This window comes from Methylobacterium sp. 77 (assembly GCF_000372825.1).
Classification (GTDB): domain Bacteria; phylum Pseudomonadota; class Alphaproteobacteria; order Rhizobiales; family Beijerinckiaceae; genus Methylobacterium.
On the sequence record NZ_KB910516.1, the window covers coordinates 4,181,651 to 4,199,750 of the forward strand.

An 18,100-nucleotide genomic window follows, 5' to 3' on the forward strand; every position below is an offset into this window, starting at 1 on the left:
AACCTCTCGAAGTTTCGGGTTCCGACGAGTTCGCCTCTTCGGAGCCCGTTGTCGCGGCGGTCCACGTCCGCTGCTGTGCGGAGATTGAGAGATGCGCCGGATCGGTTCCTTTCTGACAGCGCTGCTCGGCCTCGCTTCGGCCGCCGCGGCTGAGGCACCGCCCTTTCTTCTGGTCGGCCTCGACGGAAAGACGTTCTTCCTCCGTGACGGCGGCAGGAACGGCGCAAACGGCCACGATGCTGTCGCCGTCGTCGATGTGAGCGACGAGGCTCGTCCCCGCCTCGCCCACCTCCTGCCCCTGGACAATTCCGTCTACGGGCCGCCCACCAACCTCCAGATCACCCCGGACGGACGGCTCGGCCTGGTGGCAAGCTCGGTGGTGATGCGGCAGGAAGGCGAGGCGTGGTACGCGCAGGCCGACGATCGTCTCCACGTGATCGACCTCCTTGCCGACCCGCCTCGTCTGGTGGAAACGATCCGCGTCGGACGCCAGCCATCGGGTCTTGCGATCGCACGGACGGGCGATTTTGCCCTCGTCGCCAACCGCGAAGGCCGCAGCGTCACGGTTCTCTCCATCGCAGGGACAAGCGTTCGCGTCATGGCCACCGTCGATGTCGGCGACGAAGCGGCGGCGGTCGCGATCGCCCCGGATGGACGCCGTGCCTATGTCGCCAAGAATAAGGCCGCCAAGGTAGGGATACTCGCCATCGATGGTACCCATGCCACCTACGATCCCGTTCTCGACCTTCCTGTCGGCCCCGGCATCTATGGTCTGGATGTCACTCCGGACGGGCGTCTGGCCCTCGCCGCCAATACCGGAGCGGAGCCCAGTGACGGCCACGCCGATTCCATCAGCGTGATCCGGGCCGATGGGAAGCGGCCGGTGGTGATCGACCATCTCGGCATCGGCGACACGCCGGAGACTTTGGCGATCTCGCCCGATGGCCGGCATGCGGCGGTCGCAGTCGTGCGCGGATCGAGCGCCCCGGCCCATGCCCCCGGTTACACCCCGACGGGTGCGATCGCTCTGCTCACCCTCGATCAATCAGGTGCGGTCCGGCGCACGGGAGAGGCCGAGGCGGGGGCTGTGACGCAGGGCATCGCCTTCAGCCCCTCGGGCTCACACGTCTATATCGGCAACTACGTCGACAGGACGATCGGCGTCTACCGGATCGAGGGAGATACCGTTCGCGACACCGGTTACCGGCTCGACCTTCCCGGCCAGCCCGCTTCCATGCGAGGGCGGGCAGGGCAGTGATACGGGATGGTCGTGCGCCGTCTCGATAGAGTGGCGTCCCGGCATATGCCCGGATGTCGACCGAACGGGCTTGTCAGATGAGTATCTCTCGCCCGTGCGAAGCACGAACGACCGGGATCCCAGGATTATAGCCATTTTTGTTTGGGAATTGCCACGTCTCAGCGCTGGTTCCGAATAACGTTGCCAGTAAAAGCCGATGAACGGACAGCTTGGTGGCGTGCGAATGCAATCACCATGCGATGTCACGTGGCATCATGGAAAGGCGTTCCGAGACCATGGCGCGATCGGGAGGCCGCTTTCTCGTGCTCTCTGTCGCTTTCTGACTGTAGTGCCTTGCTGGCATGCCCAAGGCTCGGGCGGCTGGACGGGAATCGGGGGTGGCCCCGAAACCACGGTCACGGTTCCCATACCTCGACTACGGGTCAAACCGTCCCCCCCTGGCGCTGCTGGTGCTCCCATTATTGATCCCAACAAACAGACCGGACCGCAAAGGAGGCTGGATCGTGTGCTAAATGGCAGCTGCCGGGGATGCCGAACTGACGGATACCCAGGATAGCCCTGCCGGGCGTCAGGCCCGGCGGAGGCGCAGGCCGAAGGCTCGCAGAGTTCCGAGCAGCAGGATGGCATAGACCAGGGCTCCCGCGAGGCCGAGCAGACCCAGCACCGCGATCCCGCGAAGATGCGGCATCGCTGGAACCAAATTCTCGACGACCGGCAGGCCGTAAATCGCCGTGGCGGCGAGTGCCGCGCAGGCGACGATCACACCGATCACGGTGATCCCGAGGCCCCGGCTCGGTGCCGTCCAACCCCGGCGCCATGCGAGCCCGACGAGGAGCACCAGGTTCAGCCATTGTCCGATGGCGGTGGCGAGCGCCAGGCCGGTCACGCCATAAGGACCGGTCAGCACGATCTTCAGTGCGACGTTCAGGGCGATGGAGGCGAGCGAGGCGATGAGCGGCGTCATCGTGTCCTGGCGCGCGTAGAAGCTCGCAACGGCGCTACGAACCAGCACCACGGCGGGCAGCGCGAGCCCATAGGCCGCGAGCACGGACGCCGCCCGTGCGGCATCCTCGGCATTGAAGGCGCCGCGCTGGAACAGAGCCGTCATCATCAGGCCGGGGAGGGTCAGGAAGGCAATCGTGAAGGGGGCCGAAAGGGCGAGCGAGAAGCCTGCCGCCCGGTTCTGCGCCGTATGTGCGCCGGCGACGTCTCCCTTGGCGATCCGCCGGCTCATCTCGGGGAGAAGCACCGTACCTGCGGCGATGGCGATGACGCCGAAGGGCAATTGGTACAGCCGGTCCGCGTAATAGAGCGCTGAGACCGCTCCGGTGGGCAGGAAGCTCGCGATGATCGTGTCGGCGAAAGAGGCGATCTGGAACCCGGCCGAGCCGATCACGGCCGGACCGAGCACCTTGAAGAACCGCACCATTGCCGGATCGCGCAAGCTCGGCGCGCCGAGGCCCGGCGCGATGTCGACGCGTCGACAGGCAAGCCAGACGAGGCCGAATTGCAGCACGCCTGAGACCGACACGCCCCAGGCGGCAGCGTAGGCGGCATTCGGGAAGAACCCCGCCAGTGCCAAGGCTGCCAGCATCGAGAGGTTGAGGAGAACCGGCGCGCCGGCCGCCACGGCAAAGCGCCGATGAGCGTTGAGGATGCCCGACAGCAGCGTCACCAGGGTCATGAACAGGAGGTAGGGGAATGTGATCCGGGTGAGCGACACGGCGAGAGTGAAGCGCTCGGGATCGTCCGAGAAACCGGGCGCCAGGGCACGGACCACCCATGGCATTGCCGGCAAGGCGAGCGCCAGCAGCACAATCTGCGTGAACAGCATCAGCGTGAAGATGCGGGTGGCGAAACGCTTGGCAGCGCCGTCTTCGCCGGTCTCGGACAATCCGGCATAGGCCGGCACGAAGGCGGTGTTGAAGGCGCCCTCGCCGAAGATCGCACGGAAATGGTTGGGAAGCCGGAAGGCGACGACGAAGGCATCCGCCACTGGACCCGCCCCCAGCACGGCGGCCATCACGACGTCGCGGGCAAAGCCGGTAACGCGGGAGACCAGCGTCCAGCCGCCGACGGAGAGGATGCTACGGATCATGACGGGCCCGAACTTTGCGGCACGATCCCTTCCGCAGGAGAGAGGGGCGTGCGCGCACATGAAATCGCGTACCGAATGGGTGGTCCGCCTCTGTCAGGCCGGTATCGCTCGGCGCGGCGCATCAAGAGACGGTTTCGTCGGCGATCTCAAGAGACCGGACATGACGACGCCGCGGGTTGGAGAACCCGCGGCGCGAAGGAACCGAAAGACGCCTTACTTGGAGGCTTCGCCGTAGAGCTTCTCGACGTATTCCCAGTTCACCAGGTTCTCGATGAACGCCTTGAGATAGTCGGGGCGGCGGTTGCGGTAGTCGATGTAGTAGGAGTGCTCCCACACATCGACACCGAGGATCGGCGTGGCGCCATGAACCAGCGGGTTCTCGCCGTTGGGGGTCTTCAGGATCGCGAGCTTGCCATCCTTGACCGCGAGCCAGGCCCAGCCCGAGCCGAACTGACCGACGCCGGCCTGGATGAAGTCCGCCTTGAACTTGTCGAAGCCGCCGAGATCTTCGTCGATCTTCGCAGCCAAGGCTGCCGGTGCGGCGCCGCCGCCGTTGGGCTTCATCCAGTTCCAGAAGTGGAGATGGTTGAAATGCTGGCCGGCATTGTTGAACAGCGGCTGATTGGTGCCGTAGGACGCCTTGACGATCTCCTCGACGGTCTTGCCTTCGAGACCCGTGCCTTCGAGCAGCTTGTTGCCCGTATCGACATAGGCCTTGTGGTGCTTGTCGTGGTGGAACTCGAGGGTCTCCTTCGACATGTAGGGGCCGAGCGCGTCGTAGGCGTAGGGCAGTTCGGGCAGGGTGAAGGTCATCGGCAGGTCTCCCGGGTCTGGTGGCGCAAGGTGGTTAGGGTCGCACGAATGGATGCGAGGGTCGCGCCGTCTGCTTGGCCAACGCGCTCGTACCTAAGTCGGTCCCCGGCCCAGGGCAACGGGCGTCCGGCATCGAGCGCCGATACGGGATTTCCCAAGGGATCGATTTTGCAATAGCTAGACCGGGCCTTATTGTTTGCACCGCACTTCGTCATGTGCGGGCGTCATCAGAGAGTTTCATGATTATCGCGCTGTTCGCGCTCGCTGCCGTCATGATCGTCGGCGGCATCGCCTCCGTTGTCCAGGGCTTCCCCTATGTCAGGCTGGAGAGCGGATGGACGATGACCATCGCGGGCGCCGCCACGGCCTCGTCCGGCGCCATCCTTCTCGGCCTCGCGGTGGTGGCCACCTATCTGAAGCGCCTGGAGCGGGTGTTGTCCGAGCAGGGCCGTGGGATCGGTATGGATGCCGATAGCATGCTGTTCGAGGCGCCCGGGCGGATCGAGCCGACCGGGCTGCCGGCGACAAGCGTCGAGGAGGAGCCGACCGCGCCGGGCCGACAGCGTCCGAGCGCTCTCGGGCTGACCGAGCCGAGGATCGCCTCGCCGCCGCATTTCACCGGGGATGCATCGCCTATCCAGCCGCTGGGCAGCGACCCGGCGTCGCCGCTCCTGCCGGACCTCCTGCCCGAGCCGCCTCCGCCCGCCGAGGAACCTCCCCGACCTCAGATCCGTGATTCCGAGCCGGAGCCCGCTCCACCGCGCCGGATCAAGCCGAACAAGCCGCCGCGAGCGGTCAAGCCGACGTCGATGGTCGATACGGTCATCCCGGCGCCGGAGCCCGTTGTCGCGCTCTCGGACGTGCCATCAGCAGCTCCGTCAGTATCTCCGTCCCGCCCCCGCGAGATCGATCCGGAGGAGCCGCTGGCCCTGCGGCCTTCGCTGACCGACGAGCCCGATACCACGCCTAGCTCGGCCGAGCAGGTCCCGTCCGTCGAGTCCCACGCTTCTGCAGCCCCGGCAAAAGGCGGTCTCCAGGTCGTGGGAACCTACGCCTCCGGCGGAAACACTTACGTGATGTATTCCAACGGCTCCATCGAGGCGGATACGCCGCGCGGCCAGTTCACCTTCGATTCCCTCGACGAGCTCAAGGCCTTCGTCGAGGCAGGCGGCGAGGATGGCGGCGCCCGCGGGGCTGCCTGAACCAGGGCGAAGCTCTCAGGCCAGCGGGTTGAGCCCTTCGGTCCGGGCGGGAAGCGGCGCCGTCATCGTCAGGCGAAACCCTTCGGGCGGGTAGCTCGCCGCGATATCGGCCCGAACCTGCGCCGTGAGTACCCGCTGTAGCAGGCGTGAGCCGAAACCCTGGCGGGTCGGCGGCCGCACCGGCGGACCATCGGATTCCGACCAGTCGAGGTGCAGCGTTTTCCCGTTCGCATCCTCAGTGATGCTCCAGGCGATCGCGACCCGGCCTTCTTGCGTCGAGAGGGCGCCATGCTTCGCGGCATTGGTCGTCAGCTCGTGGATCGCCATGCCGATGGGGACCGCGATCTCGGAGGCGAGGTCCACCGGTGGCCCATCGAGGGTGATCCTTCTCGCGACGGGCGGCCCGTCAGACGTGCCATCGCCATAGGGCTTGAGCTCGTTCTCGAGGAGGTTGCGCAGGGAAGCCGTCTGCCAGGTATCCTCGGTGAGCACCGAATGGGTATGGGCGAGCGACATGATCCGCCCGACGAAGGCCTCGTAGAAGCTCTCGATGCTGGAGGCCGTGCGGGCCGTGGAGCCGACGATGGCCTGAACCGTCGCGAGTGTATTTTTCACCCGGTGGTGAAGCTCCCGGATCAGGAGGGCCTGTCGCTCCTCGGCGATTCTGCGTTCCGTCACATCGGCGACGACGCCGATGAGCCGCCGGGGCAGGCGATGGGGCGCGTCACTCTCGAAGCGGCCGGCCATCTCGATGATGCGCCACGCGCCATCCTGCGCACGGCGGATGCGGCCGCTGGCCTGAAGCGTCGTATCCTCACGCAAGGCCGTCGAGATCGCCGAGCGAAACGCGGCGCGGTCGTCGGGATGAACGACGGTGCTGAGGAACTCGCGCTTGCCGAGCGCGCCTTCCTCGGCACCACGGCCGAAGATCGCGAACATGCGTTCGTTTTCCCAGACCGCCTGATCGTCGAGCATGTGCCATTCGAAGATGCCGAGTTCGGCAAGCGATGTCGCGATGCGCAGGCGCTCCTCGCTCTCACGCAGGGCATCGCGCGCTTCCACCCGTTTCGTCACGTCCTGCAGCACGCCGACCACGATGGCGGGTCCTGCACCTGCGGTACCGATCGCCTGCCCTCTGACGCTGATCCTGATCTCGATGCCGTCACTGGCGCGGCGCAGGCGAGCTTCGATGGCGAAGGGAGCATCGTCGAGAATCGCGGCGCGGATCGCCGTCTTCACCCTGTCCGCCTCGGAGCCGTCCATCAGGTCCTGGACTCGCGCCCAGGTCAGTGACGCGCCGGGGGGAAAACCGAGGATATGGGCGGACCGCCGCGACAGCCTGAGAAATCCATCCGCGAGATCGAGGCGCCATTCCCCGAGCCCTGCAGCGGTGAGAGCGGCGCGGTTTTCCTCCGACCGGACCATATCGTCGGCATCGACGCGCTCCACCACGAGCGTGCGGAATGCATCGGATGCCGATGCCGCCGATGTCCTGACGCGGACGTCGAGCGGGCTGCCGTTCACGGTGATCCAGCGACGGATGCCGTCGGAAAGCGCGGCGGGATCATCCCCGAGAACCGTCACGGATTGGCCTGTCAGGCTCCCCGGAGAGTGCCCGAGGAGAGCGCTGAGGAAGGGGTTGGCATCGAGGATGCGTCCGGTGTCCATGTCGAGGATGAGGAGACCGATCCCAGCCTCGTCGAAACCGCGACGATAGTGGTCGGTCGAGGGGCGTGAATTCCCGATCCCTGGCGATCCTCGATCAGATCCGCTGCCCACTCCGCAACCTCGCTCGGCGGTGCCCCGGCTTCGCATGAGGCGTCATCGCTGGCCCCGGTGGACCCGGACGGTCATTGCCTCGGCATCTGACGGTGCAAGGTCGCGCGGTGCAAGGCCTCCGCGACGAAAAAGCTGTGCCGGAGGCAAAACCAGCCGCCGATCGGCAAATTCTCGATCATGCCCGAGAACCGTGACGCGATGTCAGTCGGCCCGGCGAAACTCCAGGTAGGTCGGCCCTCGGCCCGCGGCGATCGCCTTGGCTTCGTAGCGCGTGCCCGGCCATTCCGCGAAGGGATGCGTCCAGTCGGTCGCCGCTTCGGCGGTCCAGGCGAGGGCCTCGCAACGGGCAGCCCGCACCAAGGTCCAGCCGGCATAATCGTCGATGTCGCTGGCAAACCGAAACACGCCGCCGGGCTTCAGGACCCGCGCGATCTCGAGCAGCGTCTCGTCCGAAACGAACCGCCGCTTGCGCTGGCGGCGTTTCGGCCAGGGATCGGGATAGAGAAGGTAGACACGGGCAAGGCTCGCATCGGGAATCGCGGCGAGAAGCTTCGTCGCATCCTCGTCCCAGATCCGCACGTTGCTGAGGTCGCCGTCGTCCACGGCCCGCAACAGCTTGACGACCCCGTTGACGAAAGGCTCAGCGCCGATGATGCCGACCTGCGGGTTTCGCGTGGCCTGCGCCGCGAGATGCTCTCCACCGCCGAACCCGATCTCGAGCCAGACTTCCTCCACCGCATTCGGAAACAGCGCGGGCGGATCGAGCCGCTCGCCCTGTTCCGGCAGCGCGACGCGCAAATGCGGCAGGAGATCGGCCAGCCGATGCTCCTGCCCGGGCCGCAAACGCTTGCCTTTGCGCCGGCCGTAGAAGGCGCGGTCAGCGCCCTCGATCGCAACCTCACCCCGATCGGGCGAGAGTTCATCCCGCCCGTTCTCCACGGGTCAGGACAGAGCCGACTTGAGCTTGTCGGCGAGGTCGGTGCGTTCCCACGAGAAGCCGCCGTCATCCTCGGGCTTGCGACCGAAATGGCCATAGGCGGAGGTGCGGGCGTAGATCGGCTTGTTGAGGCCGAGCGCCAGGCGGATGCCGCGGGGGGAGAGGTCGAGGGCATCCATCAGCACGGTTTCGAGCTTGGCCTCGTCCACGTTCCCGGTGCCATGCAGGTCGACATAGATCGAGAGCGGCTTGGCGACGCCGATGGCGTAGGCGAGCTGGATCGTCGCCCGAGTCGCGAGGCCGGCGGCTACGACGTTCTTGGCGAGGTAGCGGGCAGCGTAGGCGGCAGAGCGGTCGACCTTGGTCGGATCCTTGCCCGAGAACGCGCCACCGCCATGCGGGGCCGCCCCACCATAGGTGTCGACGATGATCTTGCGTCCGGTCAGGCCGGCATCCCCGTCCGGCCCGCCGATGACGAACTTGCCAGTGGGATTGACGTGCCAGACCGTCTCCTCGCCGACCCAGCCTTGGGGCAGGGCCGCCAGGATGTAGGGCTCGACGATGGCGCGCACGTCCGCCGAGTCGAGGGATTCGTCGATGTGCTGGGTGGAGAGCACGATCTGCGTCACGCCGACCGGCCGGCCGTTCTCGTAGCGCACCGTGACCTGGCTCTTGGCGTCGGGGCCGAGTTTGGCCGCGTCACCCTGCTTCGCCTTGCGGGCATCCGCGAGGTCCTTGAGGATCTTGTGGGCGTAGTAGATCGGCGCCGGCATCAACTCGGGCGTCTCGTCCGAGGCGTAACCGAACATGATGCCCTGGTCGCCGGCACCCTCGTCCTTGTTGCCCGCCGAATCGACGCCCTGAGCGATGTCGGCCGACTGGGCATGGAGATGGATGGCGATGTCGTTGTTCTTCCAGTGGAAGCCCGACTGCTCGTAGCCGATATCCTTCACCGCTTCGCGGGTGAGTTCGGTCAGGTGCTCGAACGTGACGGAATCCGGTCCGCGTACCTCGCCCGCTATGACGATCCGGTTGGTGGTAGCCAGCGTCTCGACCCCGAGGCGCGCTTCCGGCATCGCTGCGATGTAGGCATCGACGATGGTGTCCGAGATCCTGTCGCAGACCTTGTCCGGATGGCCTTCGGAGACCGACTCGCTGGTGAACAGGTAGTTGGAACGCGGCATCTGAGGCACCCCCGGTTTCGGGTTCGCCTCGACAGCGTTCGACCCGGTTTTCGGAACGGGGTGGTTTTCGCACCCCCATCCGCAACGGTCAAGATGACAAACCGAACGTATCCGCTAAAAAGAACGAAACATACGATACGTCAACCGTTCAGTGTTTCATCCAGAGCGTGGACTGCGGCTGCGAATTCTCGGCGGTTCGCCTCCGAAAAATTCTCCTTTACGTGCTTGGCAACGACCTCGACGAGGCCGGTCCAAGAGCCCTGGGATTCCGCCTGTGGCACGAAGGCCTGCTGAGGCGGCTCGCCCAGTCCCTGGAGCGGGACGTCGTCGCTCCGATCCATGCCGGCGAAGAAATAGTCGATCGGCATTCCGGTCATCCGGCTCAGGATCTCGAGATGGATCGCACTGATGCGGTTGATGCCCTTCTCGTACTTTTGAAGTTGTGCGGCGGACATGCCGAAGCTCTGTGCGACGCGCTTCTGAGTTAGAGAGGATCTCTTCCTCTGCTCGGCAATGCGTATGCCGACATGGACATCGCGTGCATCGGTCTTCTGCCCAGCCATGTGCGATCCCGTGCAGTATGATGACGCTTGCCGCGAACCATGCCGCCCGGCACGTCGTCGGCGCCCACGTCTATCGTGGCCGATGGTTCTTCCACGTTCGCCCGCTCAACCCAACCCGAAAAGACCGTGCGCCCGTCCATTTCTGCACGAAGCCCGGCCCGGGTGGTGAACAATGCGTAAAGGCGTAATGGTGGCGTCCCCGGCAGGTCTCGAACCTGCGACCCCAGGTTTCATCCCACTTCGGCTTCCGCCGCCGCTCCGTTCCGGAGCGTTCGTGGTCTGGACTATCCCTTCGCCATGGATCCGTCCGGAATGACCCGTCGGGATCGTTAGGCGCCGCCCGTCTAGTCTCTACACCTTCCCCGGATGGCGCCGGGGCTTGGCTCGGGATCGGCTGGACCTGCATGTGCGCAGGCCTTGAGCGTTCCCCGAATTTGAGCGGATCCGCCGCGCGGTTTCCCATCGCGGCGCCCAATTGAAGTTTAGGAAACCTGTGCTCTGTCCAGCTGAGCTACGGAGACTCACCGAGGGTTCCCTAGCACCATCGAGCGGACAGGCCAACCGGTGCGAGCCCACGCCCTTCCCGCCAAATTCTTCGGACCGAACGGCACGCTCAGGCAACTTTACGCCGTAGCCACCGGCGCGCATTCTGCGCGCGGCTGTACCATTCCGGATGGCCGCGCAGCCAGATCCTGGCCGCTGAGGCTCCCTTGAGCGTGTGCTTGACGAGGTGTCCGCGAAGGGTCGCCACCTCCGCGATCTCGCTCAGATCGCGGGTCTGGACACCGAAATCGGATTTGTACGGCATGACGCCGACGGTGAAGTCGAAATAGCCAAGTCCCTCGGCGCGCGCCCAGCGCAGGGCTTCGGCGACGATGTGCAGGCCGGGCGAGGTATTGCGCCAAGCGTCTCCCGCCATCGTCAGCAGGATCCCATGGAACGTGCCGCTATGGACCAGACCGTAAGCGGCGGCGATCCACTCTCCATCCACCGACAATCCGAACAGGCGGACAGGTCCGCCGTTCAGGCCGTGATGGGCTGCCTCGCGGTAGAACGCCTCCACATCGGGGCGGGAGAGAAGGTTGAACCGGCCGATCTCGGCAAAGCGCGAGCGGCGCTGCTCGACGAGCGCATCGAAGATGGTGTCGATCTCATTCGCATTCCGGGCCTCGACGAAGGTCACGGTGCCTGCACGCTCCAGCCTGCGGCGCAGCTTGGCCATGTCCTTGAGGGTGCTGGGACGACAGAGGCGCGAGAGCAAGGTCTCCGCATCGCCGTCGATCGCGACGCCCGACGCTTGCATGTCCATCCGATGGCAGGCGGCCAGAGTGGCGATCGGGTTGGGTCGTCCGAGAACATCGTCGGGAATCCGGCTGATCTGGATCAGGTCGGCGCGGGGTAGGACATCGCGGATGGCAGCCCAGGCCAGGGCCATGTCTTCCGCGTTCAGGTCGATGCCGGGCGCAAGGATCGGCGCCGCATAGTCGCAGACGCCGAGATCGAGCCAGGTGATCACCCGGTAGCCGCTGTGACGGATACGAGCCAGGGGCACGATCATGACCGGACGTCCCGAGCCGTCGACCACCTCGACGATCAGCGGCTCGGCCTTGGAGGCCGCGCTCAGTCGCTCGACGATCGGCGTCACCCAATCGAGCCGCTGATAGGCCGTCGCGGTTCCTTCGGATTCGAGCCTGGTCCAGAGGCGGCCGACCGTTGCCAGCGTCGTATGGATCCGTGCGCCATACGTGCCGGGAGCGACGGTACGCGCCGCCGGAGAGGGGAGGTCTGACGTCACGCTCATGACTGCGATGTCCTGGCTTTGGCCGCGGCGCGAGAGACAATCGCGGGAGCCGGGGAGGGGGCGGAATCGGAGGGACCGGTGCCGTGAGAGGCAAGAAGGAAAGGACAATTACTCATCGGCTGGCTCTCGCCTCGACATTGCAGCTTAGGTTGGCCGGCCTCGGAGTTCGGTGGGAGCGCCAGGGCTTCAGCATCCAGAGGCAGCCGACGAGGACGACGATTTCCGAGATCAGGACGCCGAAAAGCGACCAGGCCGGGGCGGCGATCAGGAGCAGGCCGATCACCGCAACGGCGCCGACCCCCACGCTCACACCGGCGAGGATGGAGAGCGGACGGAAATCCTGCATCGTTTCCATCAGTACGCGCATCGGCGCGTGGATGAGGGAGACCGTGACGATGGCCCATGCTGCCACCGCGATCAGCATCATCGGAGCACCGACGAATTGTCCGGCGAAGAGCCGGTGCTCGATGAGTTCGAGCGTCGAGAGAATGATGGCGCCATAGGCGATGCAGCCGATGCCGAGGAGGCTGGAGCAGATCAGGGCGAAACGGCGGGCGAGATGGAAGTCGCCCCGGGCCAGATGTGCGGCCACCTCGGGCTGCACCATGTTGATCAGCGCCGATGCGGACAGGCGCAGGGGCGAGAACAGCACGAAGGTGGCGGCCATCGGAGCATAGGCCGCCGGGCCAGCGATGGCGGCGACCAGAAGGCCCTGGCCCTGGCCCTGGACATTGGCCGTGGTGACGTTGACCAGCGACCACGACAGCGTCGGGATCAGGGCGCCGTAGCGTCGGCGCACCGAACGGCCGAGGCTGAGCCGCACGGGTTCCCGCAGCAGCGCCATCGAGGCGATGATGCCGAGGCCGTTGGCGAAGGCGAGCGCGAACAATGTCTCGTCGAGGCTGAGCGCGCCCTGGACATAGATCATTCCGGCGGTGAACGCGGTGCCGGACAGGGCGAAGACCACGTCTCCGAGACCCGAGATCGCCGGACGATGCTTGGCGAAGAGGGCGAGTCGCACGTAGCTGCGCAGGGACCAGAGGCCGACGAACAGGCTACCGGCCACGGCGTTGATGTCGGAGGTCGCCATCAGCGTCGCGCAGACCCCTGCCGCGATCGTTCCCGAGAGCAGGACGGCCACCGAGCCGAAGGTCACGTCGAACCCGCGCGCGGCGCGTCTGCCGGCACGCGCCGGAATGGTGATCGTGGCAGGTACGCCAGCCAGCGAGCGGATGTAGGTCAGCGCCAGTCCACCCACGAGGAAGAGGATGGCGAAGCGGCCGTAATCGTGCGGACTGAGGCTTCGCGCCAGAACGATGTTGATGCCGAAATGGAAGGCGCTTTGGGTAACCTCGCCCCCCAGCATGAGAACGAAGCGACGCGCGAGGCGGCTGAGACCGTTCATGACGACAATCCCGGCGCGACGGCGCTGCGGGCGGCGGTGCCCGATCGCCGGCTGATACGGGCGCGGATCATGGCGATGAGCCCCTCCGCGGCGGCCGTTTCACCGAACAGCGCCGCATAGCGGGCACGGGCGGCGGCCGGGAAACTGCGCCAGGAGGCCGGATCGGTGACGATCCGCTCCAGGGCCGTCGCGAGACTCCGCGAATCGTCCGGCGTGACCACCCAGCCGCTCGTTCCTTCTTCCACCACTTCGGTGAGGCCTCCGATTCGGGACACGACCGGAGGGCGACCATAGGCCATGGCCTCGATCGCGACCCGGCCCAGGGATTCCGGCAGGCGCGAGGGGACCGTGACGACATCCGCCCAGCGGTACAGATCGGACGGATCGTCGACGAAAGGCGATAGTCGGATGGTGGAGCCGAGCCCCGCATCGGCGATCTGGCGATCGAGCGCCTCTTCGCGCGCCGCATCCTCGAAAGCGCTCCCGACGATGCGTACGTCGAGCCGCGCCCGCACTTCAGGCTGCAGCGAGCGGATCGCCTCGACAAGAACCTCCTGTCCCTTGATCCGGCTGATCCGGCCGAGCATCAGCAGGCGCAAGGGGCGTGTACCGTCATAGGTCGACGGCGGCGGTACGTCGGGGCCGGCGATCCCGTTGTAGACCACCCGCATGGCCACCTTGGAGGTCAGCGAGAAGGCCTTGGCCGTGGCGCGGGAGTTGAACACGATATCGGCCCCGCTCCAGCGGATCAGTCCACGCAGCAGCTTGAGCGTGGCGCCCTGCGGGATTTCGTGGACATGGACGATGGCCCGGCCGGGACACAGCCTGGCGGCCAGAAGGTAATCCGTCACGACGGACGTGTTGATGTAGACGAGGTCGCTCGCGCGCAGCCGCCGCCAGGCACGCATCATCGCGAGGGGCAGTGTCAGGATGCCGAGAGTCGCGAGGCGCGGCAGGTCGCGGCGGCGAAGGATCCAAAGCGGCTCGAACACGATCCGCGAGGCCGAGGGTTCGAGAGCCGCCACGATGGGGCCACCGCGCGGCAGCACCACGTCGATGACGGCATCCGGATAGGCCGCACGGATGATCCGCACGCTTTCGACGAAGCTGCGGTCGGATCCGTAGAGCTCATATCCCTGATGGACGCAGGTGATGCGCATGCCGACTCAACCCTAATCCCGACCTCAACTGCCCCAAGATGACATGCAAGCATGTTTTCAATCGTTACCGAGCACGAACCTCGCCCGGTGTAATCGTTGCGAATGGTTGCCTGAAGGTGTTTCCGGTGTTCCACTTTGGGACAGCTTGGGGGCGAAAGGAGAATCCTGATGTCGTCGTATAAGCCCTCGCTGCTTATTCTCGGAACGCGCGGCATTCCTGCTTGCCATGGTGGTTTCGAAACCTTTGCCGAGAAGCTCGCACTCTTCCTCGTCAAGCGCGGCTGGCATGTCGGTGTCTACTGCCAGGACGAGGTCCCGGCGGTGACGGAACGCTTCCGAACGACGACATGGAACGGCATCGAACTCATTCACGTCGCCGTCTCATCCACCGGGCCGAGGGCGACGCTCGATTTCGACTGGCACTGCGTGCGCGACGCGGCCAAACGTGGCGGTGTCAGCCTCGTCCTCGGCTATAACGGGGCGATCTTCCTGCCGTATCTGCGCCTCGCCGGCGCCAAGATCCTCACCAATATGGACGGGATCGAATGGAAGCGGCCGAAATGGTCGATGGCCGTGCGGGCCTGGTTCTGGACCAACGAGTGGATCGCGGCCTGGGCCTCGCATCGCCTCGTGGCGGACCACCCTGCCATCGCCGATCACGTCGCCACGCGCCGTCCGAGATCCGCCATCGCCACCATACCCTACGGCGGCGATCCGATCTCGGCGGCGCCGACGGCGCCCATCGAGGCCTTGGGCCTGAAGCCAGGCCGGTACATGACCTCGATCGCCCGGATCGAGCCCGACAACAACATCCTCACCATGGTCGAGGCCTTCTCGCGCAAGCTGCGGGGCATGCGGCTCGTGGTCCTCGGCACGCTCTCCGCGACCAATCCCTATCACCGCGCGGTGAGGGAAGCGGCGAGCGACGAGGTCCTGTTCCCGGGCGCCATCTATGAGGCCGAGACGATCAGATCCCTGCGCTTCCACGCGCGCGCCTACCTGCACGGCCACACCGTCGGCGGCACCAACCCGTCCCTGGTGGAAGCGCTCTGGGCCGGAAACGCGGTGATCGCCCACGACAACGCGTTCAATCGCGGGACGGCGGGCGACCAGCAATTCTACTTCGCCGACGCGGATGCCTGCGAACGACATATCGAATCCCTGGTCGCGAACGATCTCATGGCGAAGAAGGCGGGATTCGCCTCGCTCGCCCGTGCCGCCGAGCGGTTCGAATGGTCGGAAATCCTCAAGCAATACGAAGATGAAGCGATGGCGTTGGGAGGTTTCGCGGCACCCGTCGGTGAGGTGAAACACTCCGCGCTCGCCACGGCGAATGCCTCTATCGTGAGCGGAGGACGCGGCCGGGACCACGTTTCGTGAGGCGATCGCCGACGCGCAGGACGATCCTGGCAGCGGCTGCGTTGACGGCAAGCGGTATTCCGGCCGCCGCCGCCGCAGCGCCGCTCCGTCTCTCCCGCGGCGTCAATACCTGGCCCTGGTTCTCCCTGACGCGGGAGTTCCCGGCACCGCGAACGGATTACGGGACGCCGCCATTCCAGGAAGGCCGGCCCGTACCGTCTGGCCGCGACCTCACCCGCCTGCGTTCAGCCGGGTTCGACTTTCTGCGCCTGCCCGTCGATCCCGGCCCATTCGTCTCCGCCATGCCGGAGGAGAGGGTTCGCCTCATGCGCGACCTGAAGGAGGCGGTGGAATCGGCGTTGCGCGCGGACCTCTCGGTGCTGGTCAACGTGCAGGCCAACGGCGCGACGCATCACTGGAACCCCCAGAATTTCTACGGCGATCCGGGTGCGGCGCTCTTTCCCGCCTACCGCAGCTTCGTCTCCGCTCTCGCGCACATGCTGGACGGGATCGCTTCGGAGCGGCTCGCCCTCGAGCCCGTCAATGAGCCGCCGCAGGGATGCGGTTCCGATTCATGGCTGGCGATCCAGGACGACCTTCTCACCGAGGCGAGGCGGGTCGCGCCGCGTCTGACCCTCGTGGCCTGCGGCGCCTGCGGCAGCATGATCACAGGGCTCACCGCCTTGGATCCCAAACCTTTGGCCCGCTTCGCGCCGCTTCTCTTCACCTTTCACTATTACGAACCCTACCTGTTCAGCCATCAGGGCGCGCCCTGGATGCGTGAACCGGTCTACCGCGCCCTCAACGCCGTACCATGGCCGGCCTCCGCCGGAACCCTGGAGACGACGCTCGCCGCCGTGCGGGCGAGGATGGCCGCCGATGCCACCCTGTCGGCGGAGGCGAAGCGGGAGGCCTACACCCTGACGGAGGCCAAGCTCACCGAGTATTTCGCGGCCCAGCCCGACAAGCGCTACCTCTCCCGCCACCTCGCCATGGTGGGAGAATGGGGGCGGCGCCACGGCATTGCGTCGGAGCGGATTCTGCTCGGTGAGTTCGGCGCCCTGCGCAGCGATGCGCGCTACGTCGCCTCCCGTGCCGAGGACCGTGCGCGCTATGTCCGTGACGTTCGGGAAGCGGCCGAGGCGGAGGGTTTCCCGTGGGCGTTCTGGAACCTGTTCGATGGAATGGGCGTGATGGACGATGCGAGCCGGCGCTTCGATCCGGCGATCGTCACAGCTTTGGGCTTGCGCGTCCCTGCGGGCGATCCCTGACCTCGTGGAACAAGCCCAGGAGCAGGATGGCGAACTTGGCCAGCAGCGTCGTTTTCCCGCCGATGCCTTCGAAGGTGTTCACCAGGATGACGAAGGTGATGACGGGGAGGAACGTTCCGCTGCGGCAGTGGCGGACCAATTCGATCATGTAGAGCGTCACCGCGACGGTCAGCAGAGCCGTCATGATGATGCCCTGGTAGACGAGGGTCCGAACGATCGGATTCTCGATGCCCCATTCGAGGCCGCTCACGCGCCGCAGGGAATCGACGAGGCTCATATCCGGGCCGACCAGCAATTCGCGGAACGGAATACTGGCGATGAGGTCGAGCATTTCGACGCGGGCATTGGCGCTGCCGCCATCCGCCATGAACCGGCTGAGCAGCGCATCGAAGAACCCGCCGACCGCCAGACCGCCGATGGCGAGTGGCACGAGAGTGAACAGGAAGATGCCCGCCGCCACCGCTAGGAGCGGGATGCGGCCGGCGCTCAGCACCTTGTGCAAGGCAAAGAACCCGTAGCCTCCTCCGAGAATCAGCGTCACCACCGTGGCCGAGCGACCGCCGAAGGTGACGAGGGCGGCGAGTTGCAGCCCGATCATCGCAAGGCGCTGCGGGACCGTCATGCGTCCTCCCCCGCCGATGAGGCCGAGGACGTAGCAGGCCGTGAGCGTGGCGTTGCCGAGGGGATGTCCCTGAAGTGCTGCCGAACGCGTATCCGTGGCAAAGACCTGACCGTCGAGCCGGTAGGGAAAGAACAGCGTCTTGGTCGCGAATTCCGTGAGGCCGAGCAGGGCGTTGACGAGCATCACCACGTGCACGGTCAATTCGAGACGCCGCCAGGTGAGCGCGTCGCGATCGGCCAGCAGGACGACGAAGAGGCCGGGCAGGAGGAACGTGTCCAGCGCTCCGGCCATGCCGGGTCCGCTGCGCAGGACGATGTGGAGGAACAGCCCGATGCTGCACGCGGCGAGCAGCATCCCCGCCGGCCGCACCTGCACGGCATAGACGAGATAGCCCGCCGGGTTGCCCGATCTGAGGGCCGCCCAACAGAACAGCACGACAACGAGGTAGGTCGAGGGATGGATTTTCTGCGGCGCAGCGCCGGTCAGCCCATCGTAGTTGATGCCGACATTCCAGAGCATGCCGCCCGACACGCCGAGGATCAGCACCGTCAGGAATATCAGGCCGAACGGCATCGGGCTTCGGGACGCAGCCCCGGCCTCCGCGTGGCGTTCGGCAGAGGAATAGGCTGCGATCCTCATGGTGTGGCC

14 protein-coding genes are annotated in these 18,100 nt (G+C 66.1%); 4 read left to right on the forward strand and 10 right to left on the reverse strand.

Features of this window, described 5'->3' with window-relative positions:
- Window positions 1-91: 91 nt before the first annotated feature.
- Window positions 92-1,258, forward strand: a complete 1,167-nt coding sequence (locus A3OK_RS0119835) for a YncE family protein (RefSeq protein WP_019906638.1) — start codon at window positions 92-94, stop codon at window positions 1,256-1,258.
- A gap of 568 nt (window positions 1,259-1,826) precedes the next feature.
- On the opposite strand, the gene murJ is transcribed toward A3OK_RS0119835, so the two are convergent.
- Window positions 1,827-3,356 carry a murein biosynthesis integral membrane protein MurJ gene (gene murJ / locus A3OK_RS0119840; protein ID WP_019906639.1) on the reverse strand — a complete coding sequence of 510 codons (1,530 nt, stop codon included), beginning with the start codon at window positions 3,354-3,356 and terminating at the stop codon, window positions 1,827-1,829.
- A 213-nt stretch (window positions 3,357-3,569) separates the two neighbouring features.
- On the reverse strand, window positions 3,570-4,169 hold the full coding sequence (locus tag A3OK_RS0119845) for a superoxide dismutase (protein ID WP_019906640.1): 600 nt from the start codon (window positions 4,167-4,169) through the stop codon (window positions 3,570-3,572).
- Window positions 4,170-4,408: 239 nt separating this feature from the next.
- Between A3OK_RS0119845 and A3OK_RS0119850 the strand changes: the two genes are divergently transcribed.
- Window positions 4,409-5,371, forward strand: coding sequence for a hypothetical protein (locus A3OK_RS0119850; RefSeq protein WP_019906641.1), 963 nt, complete (start codon window positions 4,409-4,411; stop codon window positions 5,369-5,371).
- A gap of 15 nt (window positions 5,372-5,386) precedes the next feature.
- Here the strand turns inward: A3OK_RS0119850 and A3OK_RS0119855 are convergent, their stop codons facing one another.
- The 7 genes from A3OK_RS0119855 to A3OK_RS0119890 all read right to left on the reverse strand — a co-directional run bounded on the left by A3OK_RS0119855 (window position 5,387) and on the right by A3OK_RS0119890 (window position 14,200).
- Window positions 5,387-7,117 (reverse strand): HWE histidine kinase domain-containing protein, encoded by a 1,731-nt coding sequence (locus A3OK_RS0119855; RefSeq protein WP_026597456.1) that lies wholly within the window; start codon window positions 7,115-7,117, stop codon window positions 5,387-5,389.
- A gap of 234 nt (window positions 7,118-7,351) precedes the next feature.
- Window positions 7,352-8,089, reverse strand: coding sequence for a tRNA (guanosine(46)-N7)-methyltransferase TrmB (trmB, locus tag A3OK_RS0119865; RefSeq protein ID WP_019906644.1), 738 nt, complete (start codon window positions 8,087-8,089; stop codon window positions 7,352-7,354).
- 3 nt (window positions 8,090-8,092) lie between these two features.
- The gene (gene metK / locus A3OK_RS0119870; RefSeq protein WP_019906645.1) at window positions 8,093-9,271 is read right to left on the reverse strand and encodes a methionine adenosyltransferase; all 1,179 of its coding nucleotides are present in this window, start codon (window positions 9,269-9,271) and stop codon (window positions 8,093-8,095) included.
- 140 nt (window positions 9,272-9,411) lie between these two features.
- The gene (locus tag A3OK_RS0119875) at window positions 9,412-9,834 is read right to left on the reverse strand and encodes a helix-turn-helix transcriptional regulator (protein WP_019906646.1); all 423 of its coding nucleotides are present in this window, start codon (window positions 9,832-9,834) and stop codon (window positions 9,412-9,414) included.
- 613 nt (window positions 9,835-10,447) lie between these two features.
- Window positions 10,448-11,635, reverse strand: coding sequence for a GNAT family N-acetyltransferase (locus A3OK_RS0119880; protein ID WP_019906647.1), 1,188 nt, complete (start codon window positions 11,633-11,635; stop codon window positions 10,448-10,450).
- A 112-nt stretch (window positions 11,636-11,747) separates the two neighbouring features.
- Window positions 11,748-13,040, reverse strand: coding sequence for a hypothetical protein (locus A3OK_RS0119885; protein ID WP_019906648.1), 1,293 nt, complete (start codon window positions 13,038-13,040; stop codon window positions 11,748-11,750).
- Window positions 13,037-14,200 (reverse strand): glycosyltransferase, encoded by a 1,164-nt coding sequence (locus A3OK_RS0119890; RefSeq protein WP_019906649.1) that lies wholly within the window; start codon window positions 14,198-14,200, stop codon window positions 13,037-13,039. The genes A3OK_RS0119885 and A3OK_RS0119890 overlap by 4 nt, the downstream gene beginning before the upstream one ends.
- A 168-nt stretch (window positions 14,201-14,368) precedes the next feature.
- On the opposite strand from A3OK_RS0119890, the gene A3OK_RS0119895 reads away from it, so the two are divergent.
- The gene (locus tag A3OK_RS0119895; protein ID WP_019906650.1) at window positions 14,369-15,580 is read left to right on the forward strand and encodes a DUF1972 domain-containing protein; all 1,212 of its coding nucleotides are present in this window, start codon (window positions 14,369-14,371) and stop codon (window positions 15,578-15,580) included.
- Window positions 15,577-16,830 carry a cellulase family glycosylhydrolase gene (locus A3OK_RS0119900; RefSeq protein ID WP_245259390.1) on the forward strand — a complete coding sequence of 418 codons (1,254 nt, stop codon included), beginning with the start codon at window positions 15,577-15,579 and terminating at the stop codon, window positions 16,828-16,830. Before A3OK_RS0119895 ends, A3OK_RS0119900 begins: the two co-directional genes overlap by 4 nt.
- On the opposite strand, the gene A3OK_RS0119905 is transcribed toward A3OK_RS0119900, so the two are convergent.
- Window positions 16,790-18,091 (reverse strand): VpsF family polysaccharide biosynthesis protein, encoded by a 1,302-nt coding sequence (locus tag A3OK_RS0119905; RefSeq protein WP_245259391.1) that lies wholly within the window; start codon window positions 18,089-18,091, stop codon window positions 16,790-16,792. The two genes, A3OK_RS0119900 and A3OK_RS0119905, sit on opposite strands and share 41 nt — an antisense overlap.
- Between the last annotated feature and the right edge of the window lie 9 nt (window positions 18,092-18,100).

Excerpts from the sequence above, each read along its gene's own strand:
- A3OK_RS0119845 (WP_019906640.1), bottom strand. The coding sequence starts at position 4,169 with ATGACCTTCACCCTGCCCGAACTGCCCTACGCCTACGACGCGCTCGGC.
- A3OK_RS0119875 (WP_019906646.1), bottom strand. The coding sequence starts at position 9,834 with ATGGCTGGGCAGAAGACCGATGCACGCGATGTCCATGTCGGCATACGC.
- A3OK_RS0119905 (WP_245259391.1), bottom strand. The coding sequence starts at position 18,091 with ATGAGGATCGCAGCCTATTCCTCTGCCGAACGCCACGCGGAGGCCGGG.
- murJ (WP_019906639.1), bottom strand. The coding sequence starts at position 3,356 with ATGATCCGTAGCATCCTCTCCGTCGGCGGCTGGACGCTGGTCTCCCGC.
- A3OK_RS0119835 (WP_019906638.1), top strand. The coding sequence starts at position 92 with ATGCGCCGGATCGGTTCCTTTCTGACAGCGCTGCTCGGCCTCGCTTCG.
- A3OK_RS0119880 (WP_019906647.1), bottom strand. The coding sequence starts at position 11,635 with ATGAGCGTGACGTCAGACCTCCCCTCTCCGGCGGCGCGTACCGTCGCT.
- A3OK_RS0119885 (WP_019906648.1), bottom strand. The coding sequence starts at position 13,040 with ATGAACGGTCTCAGCCGCCTCGCGCGTCGCTTCGTTCTCATGCTGGGG.
- A3OK_RS0119895 (WP_019906650.1), top strand. The coding sequence starts at position 14,369 with ATGTCGTCGTATAAGCCCTCGCTGCTTATTCTCGGAACGCGCGGCATT.
- A3OK_RS0119850 (WP_019906641.1), top strand. The coding sequence starts at position 4,409 with ATGATTATCGCGCTGTTCGCGCTCGCTGCCGTCATGATCGTCGGCGGC.
- metK (WP_019906645.1), bottom strand. The coding sequence starts at position 9,271 with ATGCCGCGTTCCAACTACCTGTTCACCAGCGAGTCGGTCTCCGAAGGC.
- A3OK_RS0119890 (WP_019906649.1), bottom strand. The coding sequence starts at position 14,200 with ATGCGCATCACCTGCGTCCATCAGGGATATGAGCTCTACGGATCCGAC.